This is a genomic window from Vibrio sp. 1751, from assembly GCF_033339895.1.
GTDB lineage: Bacteria > Pseudomonadota > Gammaproteobacteria > Enterobacterales > Vibrionaceae > Vibrio > Vibrio alginolyticus.
The window spans coordinates 252,813-267,542 of record NZ_JAWOVM010000001.1; the positions used below are offsets into that span (position 1 = coordinate 252,813).

Annotated in this window: 18 protein-coding genes; 8 read left to right on the forward strand and 10 right to left on the reverse strand. The window is 44.5% G+C overall.

All coding sequences use genetic code 11. The annotated features are described in order from the left end of the window. Positions 1 to 24 precede the first annotated feature (24 nt). On the reverse strand, positions 25 to 312 hold the full coding sequence (locus R7041_RS01055) for an alternative ribosome-rescue factor A (protein ID WP_064369160.1): 288 nt from the start codon (positions 310 to 312) through the stop codon (positions 25 to 27). A gap of 365 nt (positions 313 to 677) precedes the next feature. Between R7041_RS01055 and R7041_RS01060 the strand changes: the two genes are divergently transcribed. The 4 genes from R7041_RS01060 to R7041_RS01075 all read left to right on the forward strand — a co-directional run bounded on the left by R7041_RS01060 (position 678) and on the right by R7041_RS01075 (position 2,522). Next, on the forward strand, positions 678 to 887 hold the full coding sequence (locus tag R7041_RS01060) for a cold-shock protein (RefSeq protein ID WP_005375625.1): 210 nt from the start codon (positions 678 to 680) through the stop codon (positions 885 to 887). Positions 888 to 976: 89 nt separating this feature from the next. Continuing rightward, complete coding sequence (locus tag R7041_RS01065; RefSeq protein ID WP_005375627.1) at positions 977 to 1,522, forward strand: YaeQ family protein; 546 nt, start codon at positions 977 to 979, stop codon at positions 1,520 to 1,522. Beyond that, positions 1,509 to 2,051, forward strand: a complete 543-nt coding sequence (locus R7041_RS01070) for a hypothetical protein (protein WP_005375629.1) — start codon at positions 1,509 to 1,511, stop codon at positions 2,049 to 2,051. Before R7041_RS01065 ends, R7041_RS01070 begins: the two co-directional genes overlap by 14 nt. A gap of 111 nt (positions 2,052 to 2,162) precedes the next feature. Continuing rightward, the gene (locus R7041_RS01075) at positions 2,163 to 2,522 is read left to right on the forward strand and encodes a glutaredoxin family protein (RefSeq protein ID WP_064369159.1); all 360 of its coding nucleotides are present in this window, start codon (positions 2,163 to 2,165) and stop codon (positions 2,520 to 2,522) included. 191 nt (positions 2,523 to 2,713) lie between these two features. On the opposite strand, the gene R7041_RS01080 is transcribed toward R7041_RS01075, so the two are convergent. Further along, positions 2,714 to 3,340 carry an OmpA family protein gene (locus R7041_RS01080; RefSeq protein ID WP_025768460.1) on the reverse strand — a complete coding sequence of 209 codons (627 nt, stop codon included), beginning with the start codon at positions 3,338 to 3,340 and terminating at the stop codon, positions 2,714 to 2,716. A gap of 282 nt (positions 3,341 to 3,622) precedes the next feature. Between R7041_RS01080 and R7041_RS01085 the strand changes: the two genes are divergently transcribed. Together R7041_RS01085 and R7041_RS01090 are read left to right on the forward strand one after the other, a co-directional pair. Continuing rightward, the gene (locus tag R7041_RS01085) at positions 3,623 to 4,255 is read left to right on the forward strand and encodes a thiol:disulfide interchange protein DsbA/DsbL (RefSeq protein ID WP_064369158.1); all 633 of its coding nucleotides are present in this window, start codon (positions 3,623 to 3,625) and stop codon (positions 4,253 to 4,255) included. 13 nt (positions 4,256 to 4,268) lie between these two features. Next, positions 4,269 to 4,742, forward strand: coding sequence for an FKBP-type peptidyl-prolyl cis-trans isomerase (locus tag R7041_RS01090; RefSeq protein ID WP_054578695.1), 474 nt, complete (start codon positions 4,269 to 4,271; stop codon positions 4,740 to 4,742). An 82-nt stretch (positions 4,743 to 4,824) separates the two neighbouring features. On the opposite strand, the gene cyoE is transcribed toward R7041_RS01090, so the two are convergent. Genes cyoE through R7041_RS01110 form a run of 4 tightly spaced genes read right to left on the reverse strand, consistent with a single transcriptional unit; the run spans position 4,825 to position 8,065 of the window. Next, entirely contained in the window at positions 4,825 to 5,724 is a 900-nt protein-coding gene (gene cyoE / locus R7041_RS01095; protein WP_064369157.1) for a heme o synthase, read from the reverse strand. Beyond that, the gene (locus R7041_RS01100; RefSeq protein ID WP_258512348.1) at positions 5,717 to 6,736 is read right to left on the reverse strand and encodes a COX15/CtaA family protein; all 1,020 of its coding nucleotides are present in this window, start codon (positions 6,734 to 6,736) and stop codon (positions 5,717 to 5,719) included. The genes cyoE and R7041_RS01100 overlap by 8 nt, the downstream gene beginning before the upstream one ends. 11 nt (positions 6,737 to 6,747) lie before the next feature. Continuing rightward, positions 6,748 to 7,284 (reverse strand): hypothetical protein, encoded by a 537-nt coding sequence (locus R7041_RS01105; protein WP_017635864.1) that lies wholly within the window; start codon positions 7,282 to 7,284, stop codon positions 6,748 to 6,750. After that, complete coding sequence (locus R7041_RS01110) at positions 7,274 to 8,065, reverse strand: SURF1 family protein (RefSeq protein WP_031777208.1); 792 nt, start codon at positions 8,063 to 8,065, stop codon at positions 7,274 to 7,276. Before R7041_RS01110 ends, R7041_RS01105 begins: the two co-directional genes overlap by 11 nt. On the opposite strand from R7041_RS01110, the gene R7041_RS01115 reads away from it, so the two are divergent. Then, complete coding sequence (locus tag R7041_RS01115; RefSeq protein WP_005375504.1) at positions 8,064 to 8,300, forward strand: DUF2909 domain-containing protein; 237 nt, start codon at positions 8,064 to 8,066, stop codon at positions 8,298 to 8,300. The genes R7041_RS01110 and R7041_RS01115 overlap by 2 nt on opposite strands. Before the next feature lie 24 nt (positions 8,301 to 8,324). Here R7041_RS01115 and R7041_RS01120 read toward each other — a convergent pair whose 3' ends face one another. The 4 genes from R7041_RS01120 to coxB are packed head-to-tail and all read right to left on the reverse strand — an operon-like array spanning position 8,325 to position 12,609. Next, positions 8,325 to 9,209, reverse strand: a complete 885-nt coding sequence (locus tag R7041_RS01120; RefSeq protein ID WP_005375506.1) for a cytochrome c oxidase subunit 3 — start codon at positions 9,207 to 9,209, stop codon at positions 8,325 to 8,327. Positions 9,210 to 9,260: 51 nt separating this feature from the next. Further along, a complete protein-coding gene (locus tag R7041_RS01125; RefSeq protein ID WP_017821600.1) occupies positions 9,261 to 9,800 on the reverse strand; it encodes a cytochrome c oxidase assembly protein in 540 nt (179 codons plus the stop codon). A gap of 17 nt (positions 9,801 to 9,817) precedes the next feature. Beyond that, positions 9,818 to 11,449 (reverse strand): cytochrome c oxidase subunit I, encoded by a 1,632-nt coding sequence (ctaD, locus tag R7041_RS01130; protein ID WP_005375510.1) that lies wholly within the window; start codon positions 11,447 to 11,449, stop codon positions 9,818 to 9,820. Next, complete coding sequence (coxB, locus tag R7041_RS01135) at positions 11,446 to 12,609, reverse strand: cytochrome c oxidase subunit II (protein WP_005385208.1); 1,164 nt, start codon at positions 12,607 to 12,609, stop codon at positions 11,446 to 11,448. Before coxB ends, ctaD begins: the two co-directional genes overlap by 4 nt. Positions 12,610 to 12,939: 330 nt before the next feature. On the opposite strand from coxB, the gene R7041_RS01140 reads away from it, so the two are divergent. Further along, positions 12,940 to 14,634, forward strand: a complete 1,695-nt coding sequence (locus R7041_RS01140) for a phospho-sugar mutase (protein ID WP_186585187.1) — start codon at positions 12,940 to 12,942, stop codon at positions 14,632 to 14,634. Positions 14,635 to 14,730 lie beyond the last annotated feature (96 nt).

Consider the following 14,730-nt stretch of genomic DNA (forward strand, 5'->3'; position numbering starts at 1 on the left):
CAGTACATGATAAATTAGGAAAACTTATCTGGTACTAAAAAATTGAATATCATCAGTTTTGCAAACACCTAGTACCAATAAAAAAGCCCTATTCAAAATCCACCTTGGGGAGAACTTTGAATAGAGCTCTTTGCCTCTATGCTTCATTTTACGGCTGAAGCTACCTTTACCTTTTTTCGCTTTAACGACTCGTGTTTGGAACAGCTGACTGGTAACAACCGCTTTTAACGCGTTGTCTTTGATTTCACCTCTGCCGAAGTCGGTCTCATGTTGTGAGCCACTCGGTTGAGGACTGATTTTACGCTTTGCCATAAATCCTCCTTAATGGTCGAACCAGATTGGACAATAATTATATAAATAAGTCAAATTTATAGATTTAGTTGAATTTTATGCTAAAAAACTTCACATCACCGTCATTTATTTGAAATTTAATCAAAAACATGCTGGTTAAATAGTGACTAAATACAAATATTTGTCCATAAAGCACTAATATATGTTGACTCTTCGTGGAATTAACCTAGACTCAAACACGGCTAGAAAGAAAGTTCTTTGTTTTCACATTTCGTTGGATTACTTGTAACCCGTCGTCCTGTGGTACGCAATAGCAATTTATTTTTCCACGCTATAAGCGCCGTTGAGGCGAAAGATTACATTATTTAGATATTTAGGAAATAGACATGTCTAACACAGCTACTGGCACAGTTAAGTGGTTCAACGAAACTAAAGGCTTCGGTTTCATTCAACAAGAAAACGGCCCTGACGTATTTGCTCACTTCTCTGCAATCACTGGTGACGGCTTCCGTACTCTAGTTGAAGGCCAGAAAGTAGAATTTGTTATCTCTCAAGGTCAAAAAGGCCCTCAAGCAGAGCAAATCAAAGTACTTTAATTCTTAAAGAATTTGATACGATAGCCAGCTTTTAAAGCTGGCTATTTTTTTGCCTAAAACTTATTTTGCCAACAAAACGATATAAATCTATGGCTCTTAAACCAACCATTTACAAATTTCGTATCGCCATTTCCGATATGAATAATGACTATTACGATTCTAAAAATCTAACTATCGCCCTTCACCCTTCTGAAAAGCCGCAAAGAATGTTGGCTCGCATTCTAGCTTACTGTTTAAATGCTCAAAGCAATCTGGAGTTTACAAAAGGACTCTCTACGATTGAAGAGCCTGATTTATGGCATGTTGGCGATGATCAAAGCATTACTCACTGGATTGAAATTGGCGAACCAGAACCAGACAGAATTAAGAAAGCTTCTCGTCTAGCAAAGCATGTAAAAGTTTACACTTATAACACCAAAGCGGCTGTCTGGTGGGACAAAATGTCAGGAAAGTTCTCAATGCTTCCCGTCAACGTAGAGAGCTTTGACTATGACGCTATCGACTTGATTTGTCAGCATCTTGACCGAGGTACTAGCCTTTCTGTTATGATTACTGGCAGCTCAATTTTTGTTGATATCAATGATCAACATATCGAAGTAACGGTGAAGGAACTAAAAAACCATGACGTCTCTTAGTGAACTGAGTCAAGAGATGGGATTTGAAGAAATCCCCTTTGTTAAAGAACATAAAGCAGCAAAGCGACGTTGGTTAAAAGAACAGTCACAACTATTTACAAAAGTTTGTGAGAACAAACCCACAACAGCACCTACTCTTCACCTGCTTGGCCTTTTGACCAAATCACATATTGAAGCAAGTGCTAACTACGAGCAACATGCTCACTCTACCCAGCGTATGCAGCAAGTTCTGACTGACTCCTTGGGTAATGAGCACGCGGATAAGTTTACTAACCAATCTGCTGAAGACCTAATCTTAGTCACCCACCTTTGGTTATACACGCAAGGCTATTTAAATATGGATTTCAGCTTGGCGCACGATCATGCCGAGCAGACTCAAAATACATTGCAGCATGAGCTTGTCATAAAACGCATGGACGTTGATGCATTCAGAACCGAACTCATGCAAAGTTTTTATCAAGGTAAAGAAGCCCGTCCGGCTTCAGCAAGTGGCTTTTGGGGTTGGTTTAAACGTCTATTTTCCGCATAAAATACATGGTTTTATCCATTTCAAACAACTGATAGACTTCACGTTCAGTGCAACAAGCATCATGATTGCATTCTTAAAGGACAATTACCCAATGAACATCAAGGGATCATTATGAAGTTTATCCGTTGGATTTTAGGCAAGGTTATCTTATTGCTGAACGCGGTGTTCTCACCTCGTGGTATTAAGCGCACCGCAGAAGAACAGCAACGTATTGATGAAAAAGCGAAACAATACGCACTTTACCAATTTGAAGCCTGCCCTTTTTGCGTAAAGGTCCGCCGTGCAATGAAGCGTCAATCGGTGAACATTGAACTACGTGATGCAAAAAATAACCCGACTCATCGAACTGAACTAGAGCAAGGTGGTGGGCGAGTTAAAGTCCCTTGTCTTCGTATCGAAAAAGATGGCGAGACACAGTGGTTATACGAGTCATCTGACATCGTCGCTTACGTTGAAAAAGAATTTGCCTAAGTTCCCCCTATGAACATTGGCGGATGTAAAAGAGGCACCTAACGGTGCCTCTTTTCTATTTTTTCTAGCTAAATGTTGCCGTGCGAGCTTTCCTTATTCAGTCTTCTTGCTCAACTCCGAACTTAAACTCCACTAAGCAAATAACGGGTATGCGAGAACAACACAACGAAGATTACCGCCTAACGTCTGCGTTATTCATCCACGATCAATGTTAGCTCTACGCGCCGATTGCAAGCTTTACCACTCGCTGTCGCATTGCTGCACTTCGGTACATACTCTCCGAAGCCTCTAGAAAACACTCGTTGACGTGGAATACTCGTCGCCAATAGTTGTTTTTCTACTTCACGAGCTCGCTTTTCAGATAGCGTGTCATTGAAGCTTTCAGCTCCCGTGCTATCCGCATGACCATCAATCACGACATCAACATCAGTTCTTCCAGCCAGATAGTGACCAATGTTTCGAATCCAGTCTTGAGATTGAGCAGATAACCGTGCAGAACCCGTTTGAAAATGCACTTGCTCTTTCAAACGTATCATCAGGTGACCACCACTGAGCGTCTCGTGAGGAATGTTATGCCTGCTCAGGAACATTTCCAGAGAGGTCACGTTTTGCGACTTTTTTACTGACGCCCTCGCCGTTTGATATGAACGAGGGGAAGAAGCCACATTGGATGCGCTCGGGTATCCCCACTCTGGGTGTCTCAGCTCAGTGTTTGATTTAGGAGCTGTATCTAAAATGTTCCCACCAGGGACCATATCTTGATCGAGGCTGCTGCACCCGGCCAGAATGCCACAAACAATTAAAAACCAATGCTTCATACCATTACCAACGTAGAAAAACTCTTGTTCATTGTGTCGACAAAACACGCCGAATCTTTAGCGCTTTTGTCCACCGACTGGTTTGTCTATGCAGCGTTCATGCCACTGGAGTCAATGCAAAATCATCTCTCAAATAAAACGCAACACTAAAATACCCTACCCTTACAGTCCATACGTCAGGCAAAGTCTGTTACCAATGGTCTCACTTTATTGTTATTTAATGGTTTTAGTCACTATCGTTAACCGATAAACTAACGCAAATTTCTCATTTAGAGCACTACTATGTTAAAAACCATATCGAAAGGCTTTGCTGCTGTTGTTGCCGTAATGGCTTTGTCGGCATGCGATAGCGGCAAGAGTCAGCCTCAGCAAGGCAAACAATACGAAGTTTTGCCAGTATCCCTTGAAGAATATGATTTAGCTCCCCTGACTGAAGCATTCTCTTTAACTTGTGGCCACTGCCGCTCAATGGAAGAGTTTGTCCCTCAAATTGAATCATTGACTGATCAAAGCGTTGAAAAAATGCATGTAACGTTCAATGAAAGTGCACAAGTGAGCGCCATCATCTTCTATACTGCCGTAATGCAGCTTGAATCAACACCAGATAAAGCGTTTATGGCGGATCTTTTTACTGCTGTGCAAATGGGTGCCGATGCAACGGCTGAGGAACGCCAAATCGCCGTAGAGAAAGCCTTTGAGTCTCGCAACCTTATCAGCCCTTACCATTTAGATGAAGCACAGCAAAAAACGCTGTTTGAGTACATCACTAAGGCAGAAGCGATCACGACTCGCGGCCAAATTAACTCCGTTCCAGCCTTTATCGTAAACGGAAAATATCAAGTGATTACTGGTGGTCATGACAGCGTTGAAGCCATGGCAGAAACCATCAACTTTTTGCTAAAACAACCTAAATAGACAAGGAGATCACGTGTCTAAATTTTTGTTTCCTCTTATTATTTTTATTTTGGCGGGCTTTTTCATTTACCGTACTTGGACAAACCATAAAGTAGCAGATGAAAACTTTGCCAAAGGCCAAGCATTCTTACTAGAAAATGCGAAAAAAGAAGGCGTTATCACAACAGAAAGTGGCCTTCAATACATGGTTCTTGAAAAAGGCGAAGGTGAGGTTCACCCAACTGCAACAAGTAAAGTAAAAGTACACTACCACGGCACCTTGATTGATGGCACGATATTCGATAGCTCTGTTAATCGTGGTGAGCCTATTTCATTTGGTCTTAACCAAGTCATTAAAGGCTGGCAAGAAGGCCTACAATACATGGTAGAGGGTGAGAAAATCCGCCTTTTCGTACCAAGCACGCTTGGCTATGGTAAGAGTGGCTCAGGCCCAATTCCACCAGCAAGTGTTTTGATCTTTGATGTTGAACTGCTAGAAATTCAATAAATCTAGAAAGCTTTGTCTTAAAGCCAAAGTATCAAAACCAAAAACGCCGCGAACCACGCGGCGTTTTCTGTTTTAAGAGAGGTTAAAAACCAATATAGTGATCCGAAAGCAATGCAATGAACAACGCCAAAAGATGATAGATAGAGAATTTAAACGTCTCCATCGCGGTATTTGGCTCTGGTGCATATTTTAGCTTCCATGCATGGTACATAAAGCCAGCATTGAGTAGTAGCGAGGCAAAAAGATACACCACGCCGACCATACCAACCAAAACCGGTAGGACACAAACCAAAGTCAATAGCACCGTATACAACAGAATAGAAGTTTTGGTGTACTCAATGCCGTGTGTCACTGGCAGCATGGGAATATCTACCTTGCGGTAATCCTCGACACGATGAATAGCCAGAGCCCAAAAATGTGGTGGCGTCCAGATAAAAATGATCATCACGAGCAGCCAAGCATTCGCATGTAATTGCCCTGTTACAGCAGTCCAACCGAGAAGAGGCGGCATCGCACCGGCAATCCCTGCAATGACGATATTTTGGGGCGTAGCACGTTTGAGGTACATTGTGTATACCATCGCATAGCCGAGCAAACTCATCAAAGTCAACCATGCCGTCAGCGGGTTGACTATCGCATAGAGAAGTACAAACCCTAAGACACCTAAAACTGTAGCGAAGGCTATCACCGATGATGGCTTAGTCTCACCCGATGGCAATGGTCGTTTGTGTGTGCGTGCCATTCTCGCATCAATTCGGCGGTCAATTAGATGATTAAACGCTGCCGCAGACCCGGCCATCAGACCAATCCCCGTTAGGCCAACTACCGCCTGCAACCAGAGGAAATCATCAACTGGGGCTAAGCTCATCCCTACTACTGCCGTCACCAACATTAACGCCACCACTTTAGGTTTCGTTAACTTCAAATAAACGGAACTTAGTCGCTTTCGCCCATTTAACGACAGCGCGATTTCTTTACTCATAGCGAACTCCTTTCGCGGTGTAATTCCAAGCCGTTTTACCCTGCCACAAGTAAAACTGGCTAACACAAACGAGACTCAACATAACAGCGGCACCGAGGTTGTGCGCCACCGCGACATAGATAGGAAGTTGAAATACTACGTTGCTTACACCCAGCATAATTTGGCACACCAGAGTGAATAACAACCACCCTCCGATTCTCTGTGAATGATGAGAATCTTGCCTCATAAGCCCAATACTATAAGCCAATACCACGGTGGCGGTAACAATAGCGCCTATACGATGAGTGACGTGTATAGTCATTCTTGCCGGATACTCCAAGACACCAAATTCATAATTCTCGAATCCAGTTTGCCAGAAAGAAAACGCTTCTTTCCATGAGAGATGGCTCATCCAGTCTCCCTCACAAATCGGCAGTGTGGTACACATCAGCGCAGCATAATTTGACGAAGTCCATCCTCCAAGGAGCACTTGCACCAAAACAACCAGAAAAACCAACAATGAAAAGCCTCTCAGAGAGCTAGAAGATGGAGAGAAATAGAGATTGTTTTGCGCTTTTAATTGGCCGTAAAAAATCGCCTGTAACGCCAATAAAACAAAACCACCGAGCAAGTGAAGCATCACGATGACGGGCATTAATTTAAGAGTAACTGTCCACATTCCCAAAAGTGCCTGCCCAATCACCAATACGCTGAGCAACATCGGAATGGTTGAATTTACACGCTCAGACCTTATTGATATCGCTGCCATCGCAAAAATGACTAAACCTAACGTTCCTGCAAAATAGCGATGAATCATCTCAAGCCATGCTTTCTCATGCTCTACTGCCCGCTCGGGGAAGTTCAGGTTAGCACGTATGACGTCTTCTTCTTGATGCGGCACAGAAAAGTGCCCATAACAACCAGGCCAATCCGGGCAACCTAACCCTGCATCTGAAAGGCGAGTATATGCCCCTAACATGATCACCACGAGAGTTAGCAGCAAACTGAATCTAACCAACTGAATTAATTTCATATGCACTTCCTCTAACCGACTCGTGACAGTTTTAAGAGCTTGCGTAAGTCCGCCAACATACCTTTATTCAATAGGACTAAGTCCTCATTTGGTTTCGGCGAGTAAGACATCACCAGTTGCCCAAGAGGATCAACGATCAACATTTGCCCAGGTTTCACTTTTGCGGTAACCAATTCATTCATTTGCATCGCTAACATCGATACTTCCATGGGATCTGAATGCTCAGTCTGCCAAACGACTGGCACTACTCGCTCTTGATACTTACCTAAAGCAACATGACTTTGCTGAAGCAGGTAAAGCTGCTGTTTACACTGTTCAGTGCATTCGTTAGGCAATACATAAGCGAGTTGCCAACCATGGTCTTTGAGAGGTGACTCTTGACCAAGCTGCTCTAACGTCGTGTATGGTTCGACTAACTCGCCTCTATTGGTCACTCCGCTTTGATACCACCCTTGTGTGAGAATGACTTTTGCAATGACAGCGGGAAGCGCGAACGTACAAACCAGCGCAATCAACATTAGTCGTCCTTTGGTTACTTTAGATGTCATGCTTCACCTCCATGTGACGCAACTTTTTTTGCCAACGAACAAAAACAATTAAAGTCAGTATTAAGAAAACACCTGCCATCGAAAACCATTGAATCGAATAGCCAAAATGTTTGGCACTATTGAGTGGTAATGGATTCCAAGGAAAGTCATAGGGCCAACGAGTTAAATTGTCTGGCTGCAAGACTGCGGGCATAAGTTCAATATTCAGTAGCTGATTCAATTGCGCGATGTTTAGGTTTTGCACGCGAATAACATCGCCAACTTCCGGCATTAACTCTGAGCTCAGTGGATTAGTAGATTTTCGGTACAGGCGTCCTGTGATGAAAATCGAATTATCGAGTTTGGTGACCGTTGGTAACATTGAGCGATCTGCTCTTCCCTCGACAAAACCAAGCTCCAATAACGCATAGGTACTAGGCTCATCGCTCGTCAATACAATCTGAAATGCTAAATATCCCACACTGCCTTGATGCGTTTGGTTGTCTAACAAAATTACGGGAAACGCCTGAGGAACAACATTAACTTCCACTTTTTTCCCGAGGATACTTTCCTCTCGCCAGTCGTTGTCTTCAAGAACGACGCTTAGTGCTTGGTACGCACTATCCGCACGCGCGAGAATGGCTTGTTCCAATGCTTGTTTTTCTTGCCCTCTCTCAAACTGCCAAAAACCCAGTTTGACCAAAAGAGAAAACACAACCACAGTTAAACCAACTGCAACCCAAAACCGTTTCGATAGCCATAATTGTCTTGATAACAACAATGATGAAACCGGAGGTGCCATGTCCACCGTATTTCTATTCAAACTGACGCTTGTCCTTTTGCTGCTTTTCATTATCTTCAACCTCGCAAAAGCGCTTATCGAAATGGTTCGTGAAGACCCAGATAATCCTGAAAAAAGAGACAAACCCATGAGTCATTACTTAGGCCGTCGAGTCATGTTCTCCGCTTTGGTGGTCGTCCTTTTGCTTATTGCGCTCAGCTCGGGTTGGCTAGCACCAAACCCTCGCCCTTATTAGTCGAACCAAGAGTTCACACTGCGCCTAAAGTACGTAAACAAACACAAACAGACATAACCAAACCACATCCACGAAATGCCAATACCAGCTGCCCGCTTGAAAGGCAAAATGGTTCTTTGGCGAAAAGTGATCTTTAGCGATTCTGAACAGCAGCACGATCAAGAAGATAGTCCCAAGACAAACGTGTAAACCGTGGAACCCCGTCAACATGAAGAACGTGTTACCGTAAATACCGGACTGCAACGTGAGCCCTATGTCTTGATAAGCATGAACATACTCAACCGCTTGGTAATATAGGAAAAAGCCAGCAAGTACGATGGTTATCTCTAACCAAACAATCAGTGCCGTTCTTTTGTCTTGTTCAAGGCTTATATGCGCCATATGTAGCGTAATAGACGACAATAGCAGCAAGATAGTATTGGTAAGGGGTATGCCCTGCCACGGCATAGCTTGTGTTGTTTCTCCCCCCGGTGTCAGTGTGAGTGGCCACATCGCTTCGAAGGTTGGCCACAGGACTTCGTTGGTCATGAAGTTATTATCTGCCCCACCTAACCAAGGCACAGAAATCATTCTGGCGTAAAACAAGGCACCAAAAAAGGCACCAAAAAACATCACTTCAGAAAAGATAAACCAGCTCATTCCTTGGCGAAAAGAACGAGTAATTTGCGAGCTGTATTTTCCACTCAGTGATTCAGTAATCACATTACTAAACCAACCAGCCAACATGTAAAGCAAGAACAAGAAGCCCACCGCTAGCACAATGCCACCAATGGTTCCCACTGCACCGCCACTTTGTGTCCCCTGGACGGTCATGCCTGCGCCAACAGCAACCAAAAACAGAGCAAATGCACCGATGATCGGCCAGCTACTTTGAGCGGGAACATAATATGTTCCTGGCTTGTTACTCATAATTTCTCTCCTTACTGACCAACCTTGGTCTGTATCTCTCTCCCTGAGTGGCTAAGAGCCTGTAGGAGGGGGAAGTTTATAGAGTGTGTAAGACAGCGTTAACGTGTGTATAGACTCCGGCAAGTCCGGTTCGATATAAAAAATCAACGGCATTTGAGCTTGCTGTTTACCATCCAGAGGCTGCTGGTTAAAACAAAAACACTCAATCTTATTGAAGTAAGCAGCTCCAGTCCCGGGAGAAACAGAAGGAACGGCTTGCCCCACCAACTTCTGCCCGCTTTCATTAAATGCAAGGTATTCGGTTTGCACGACTTCACCTGGGTGAACATCCATCGAAATCACTTTGGGTCTAAACTCCCAAGGCATATCTGGGCTGACATGCGCCATAAACTCCACGCGAATAGTTCGGCTCATGTCCGGTTGCATACCTGTCGGTTGAATGGCGGCCACTTCACTTGTCTTTCCATTGATTCCCAGTGCGTCGCACATCACGTCATAAAGTGGGACCAGTGCATAGCCGAAGCCAAACATTAACAGGGTCGCCAAAAGTAACTTCACTGTGAGCTTCTTGTTTGATGGATTCGGTTTCATGTCACTCACCCCACTTGCTAGTCAATCTTAGGCGGTGTAGTAAACGTATGATGTGGCGCAGGGCTTGGCACTGTCCACTCTAAGCCTTCCGCACGTTCCCACGGTTTTGCAGAAGCCTTCTCCCCGCCACGAATACACTTGATCACCAACCATAAGAAGATCAGTTGTGACAACCCAAATGCAAACCCACCAATTGATACTATTTGATTAACATCAGCAAACTGAATGGCGTAATCCGGTATGCGCCTTGGCATGCCTGCTAAGCCTAGGAAGTGCATTGGGAAAAACAGGACATTGACGGAAATAATTGAGCACCAGAAATGCCATAAACTCAGCTTGTGGTCGTACATATTGCCCGTCCACTTAGGTAGCCAGTAGTATGCCGCTGCCATGATCGAGAATACCGCACCAGATACCAACACATAATGAAAATGGGCAACCACGAAGTAAGTGTCATGATATTGGAAATCCGCCGGCACAATCGCCAACATCAGTCCCGAGAAGCCGCCAATAGTAAAAAGCACAATAAAGGCAATGGCAAACAACATTGGCGTTTCAAATGTCAGAGCTCCACGCCACATGGTGGCAACCCAGTTAAAGACTTTAACCCCCGTTGGTACCGCAATCAGCATAGTGCAATACATGAAGAAGAGCTCAGCAAAAACTGGCATCCCCGTGGTAAACATGTGGTGCGCCCACACAAGGAAAGATAACAATGCAATGCTGCACGTCGCGTAAACCATCGAATGATAACCAAACAGCTTCTTACCACTGAAAGCAGGCAGAATGGCGGAAATGATTCCAAACGACGGTAAAATCATGATGTACACTTCTGGGTGACCAAAGAACCAAAAGATGTGTTGGAACATTACCGGGTCACCACCACCAGCTGCGTCAAAGAAGCTAGTCCCGAAATATTTGTCAGTAAGAACCATGGTCACTGCACCCGCTAGTACCGGCATAACCGCGATCAACAAGAAAGCGGTAATTAACCAAGTCCAAACAAACATTGGTAACTTGAACCAAGTCATTCCCGGAGCTCGCATATTTACGATCGTCACGATAACGTTGATCGCGCCCATAATGGAGCTGATACCCATGATATGCACAGAGAATACAAACAGCGCAGTGCTATCTGGTCCATAAGTCGTGGACAGCGGAGCATAAAACGTCCAACCAAAATCAGGACCGCCGCCAGGTAAAAACAACGAGCTCAACAAAATAAGAAATGCAAAAGGTAAGATCCAAAAGCTCAAGTTGTTCATGCGCGGCAGCGCCATATCAGGAGCGCCGATCATCATCGGGATCATCCAGTTAGCAAGACCCGTAAATGCTGGCATCACCGCACCAAATACCATCACTAAACCGTGTACCGTGGTCATTTGATTAAAAAACTGCGGATCGACTAGCTGTAGCCCTGGCTGGAACAGTTCGGCACGAATGATCATTGCCATCGCACCACCTGTTAGAAACATCGCAAAGCTAAACCAAAGGTAGAGGGTGCCTATGTCTTTATGGCTTGTAGAATACAACCAACGAGTGATGCCCTGGGGTGCATGATGCTCGTGACCATCATCGATCGCAATGGTACTGTTCGCACTGGCTTCTGCTGGCGCAGACTTCACTGCCTTATCTATTGGCTTACTCATATTTCCTCCTTAGCACTGCCTTGTGCCTTAAAGGCATTCACATCGGATGCTTGCACTGTATCGCCAGTATCGTTGCCCCATGCATTTCGTTGATATGTGATAACCGCGCCAATTTCTTTGTCACTTAACTGATTAGAAAAAGCCTGCATTGCGGTGCCCGGGCGACCGTTGACAATAATATCTATGTGCTCTGTAACATCTCCGGTTGCAATAGGACTGCCTTTAATCGCGGGAAATGCACCCGGAATCCCCTCACCATTTGCCTGATGACACACAGCGCAACGCGCCGTGTATATCGATTCGCCTTGCGACATCAATTCGTCCATAGATAAGTCTTGAGAGAGCGCTTCTTGTGCCGCCGCTTTTTGAAGCGCGAGTTCTTCCTTCTTACTCGCTAGCCATTCATCGAACTTTTCTTCTTCCATTGCATGCACCACCACTGGCATAAATCCGTGTGCACGACCACATAGCTCCGCACACTGACCGCGATATACGCCTGGCTCATCAATTCTTGTCCATGCTTCATTGATAAAACCTGGAATGGTGTCTTTCTTGACGGCAAAGTCTGGTACCCACCAAGAGTGAATGACATCATCAGAAGTCATCAAAAAACGCACTTTGCGATTCACAGGCAACACCAAAGGGTTGTCTACTTCCAGTAAGTAATGCGCGCCTTTAGCTTCGATTCCATCAATTTGTTTTTGGCTGGTGGCAAGCAAACTGAAGAACTCAACATCTTCACCAAAATAGCTGTAATGCCATTTCCATTGCGAGCCTGTGATCTTGACCGTGATATCCGATTGGCTTGTGTCTTCCATTGCTACTAGAGTTTTTGTTGCGGGAATCGCCATAGCGACAAGAATGATGATGGGTATGACCGTCCAAATAATTTCCACTTTTGTGCTTTCATGGAAATGTGCTGCAACTGCTCCTTTTGACTTGCGATGACGGAAGATGGAATAGAACATCACACCAAAAACAATCAAAGCAATTACACAGCAGATATAGAAAATCAGCATATGTAATTCATACACTTGCCCACTTATCTCTGTGACCCCTTTTGTCATGTTGTAGTCATTTTCCTTTGACCAACCAAAAGAGGAAAATGTGATTAAAATCACATTCAGTGATAAGGCTAGAGTAGTCGTTAATCTTTTCAAAAGATCTCTCCTCTGCTCAGACGCTACGCCTACGCGAGCTTCCTTGCGTCCCGATGCAAATATCGAACAACTTTACGAAAAATCACAAAAACTACGATTTCGACACGGTTTGTTATATTTATGTTAAAAGGCTAGTTATAGTTCCAAGGTTCTTCAAGAAATTAAATATGATTAAATTTTGTTCGGATAAGAAAAATTAATTCGGTTTATCGATTGCCCTCTTTGAAATGTAATTGAGAACCATTTACATTGATTTAAAAGAAAACATTGAGATACTTACCAAACGAAGTGTCCAAGAAAGTAGGCTCCCCCTACTAAGGAATGACTGATATGACAGCACTAATTACGCAATGGCTAGAACGAGACCCTGATCCTAAGACTCGTGAAGAGCTACAACACCTCGTCGATACGAACAATGAACAAGAACTTACTGATCGCTTTGGCTCACGCCTTGCCTTTGGTACTGCAGGCTTACGTGGCAAAGTGGGCGCAGGTCCAAACCGAATGAACCGCTTGGTGATTCAAGAGACCGCCACTGGTTTAGGAAACTATTTGCTTGAGCAAGTCAAAGATGCCGCGAGTCGTGGTGTCGTTATTGGCTACGACGGTCGTCCCGATTCAAAACAATTCGCGCATGATACCGCATCCGTACTGACGGCCCTTGGTATCAAGGTTTACCTAACGTATGACGTTGCAGCAACCCCAATTGTTGCGTTTGGTGTCCGTACATTGAATGCTGCGGCCGCTGTTGTTGTTACTGCCAGCCACAATCCACCAGAATACAATGGCTTCAAAGTATATTGGGAAAATGGCGCACAGATTATTCCTCCACACGACTCTGGAATCGCAGCGAAAATTGATGACGCAACAACGAAGCCATTACCTTTAATGTCTCTCGATGATGCAAAACAGCACGGTTTGTTAGTTTGGTTGGAAGACGACTACTACCAAACTTACCGTAAGACAATGAATGAAAACGCGCTGCTTACTCCTGACAACAATACCGATATATCTATTGCTTACACCGCAATGCATGGCGTTGGCGCGAATATGGCGGAAACGCTACTTGTCGACGCAGGCTTCCAAAAAGTGGCAAGTGTTAAGGAACAGCGCGAACCTGACGGAAGCTTCCCAACCGTCAACTTCCCAAACCCTGAAGAAGCCGGTGCAATGGATATGGTGATGGCATTAGGTAAGTCCGTAGATGCAGATATCGCTTGCGCTAACGATCCAGATGCAGACCGTTTTGCCGTGGCAGTTAGACGCCCAGATGGCGAGTATCAGATGTTAACCGGCGACCAAGTGGGCTCACTATTTGGCGATTACTTGCTGGAACAGCAACCTAACGCTTTGGTTGGCAACACCATCGTATCCTCAAGAATGCTGAGCAGCATCGCTAAGGCGCATGGCGCACAATACTATCAAACATTAACTGGCTTTAAATGGCTTACTAATGTTGCCATGGAACAAGAGACAGAAGTCAACCCATTCTTGTTTGCTTATGAGGAAGCGCTCGGTTATACCGTGGGTAACAAGGTGTGGGATAAAGATGGTTTATCTGCAATCGTCGCGTTTTCACAGCTAACAGGCAAGCTTAAAGCGCAAGGCAAAACACTGTGGGATAAACTGGAAGAGCTGTACCGCGAGCACGGTTTCTACTTCAACGCGCAACGCAGCATCGCTCTCGACCCGAACTCTCCACCAATCGGCGACAAACTCCGAGCAAATCCACCAACAGAGATTGCTGGTAAAAAAGTTGCAGTAACCGAAGATCTTAAAACATCGGTTCGCATGTTTGACGACGGCTCTGAAGAATCCATTGACTTACCAGCAAGTGACGTATTGATTTATCACCTAGAAGATCAATCACGCGTGATTGTTCGTCCTTCTGGTACTGAGCCAAAACTAAAATGTTACTACGAAGTCATCAACCTCTTCCCTGCGGATATGAGCTATGAACAAGCACAGCAAGCAGCAGAAGCGAAGATGAACGAACTTATCGACGCGCACCAGCAAAGTTTGTAAGTCAAAGAGAAACATAGATATTTTATACAACAAGAGGCGCAAATTCGCGCCTCTTTTTTTGATTTTAACTAGAACAAGTCAAGCTAACCCGTGCTT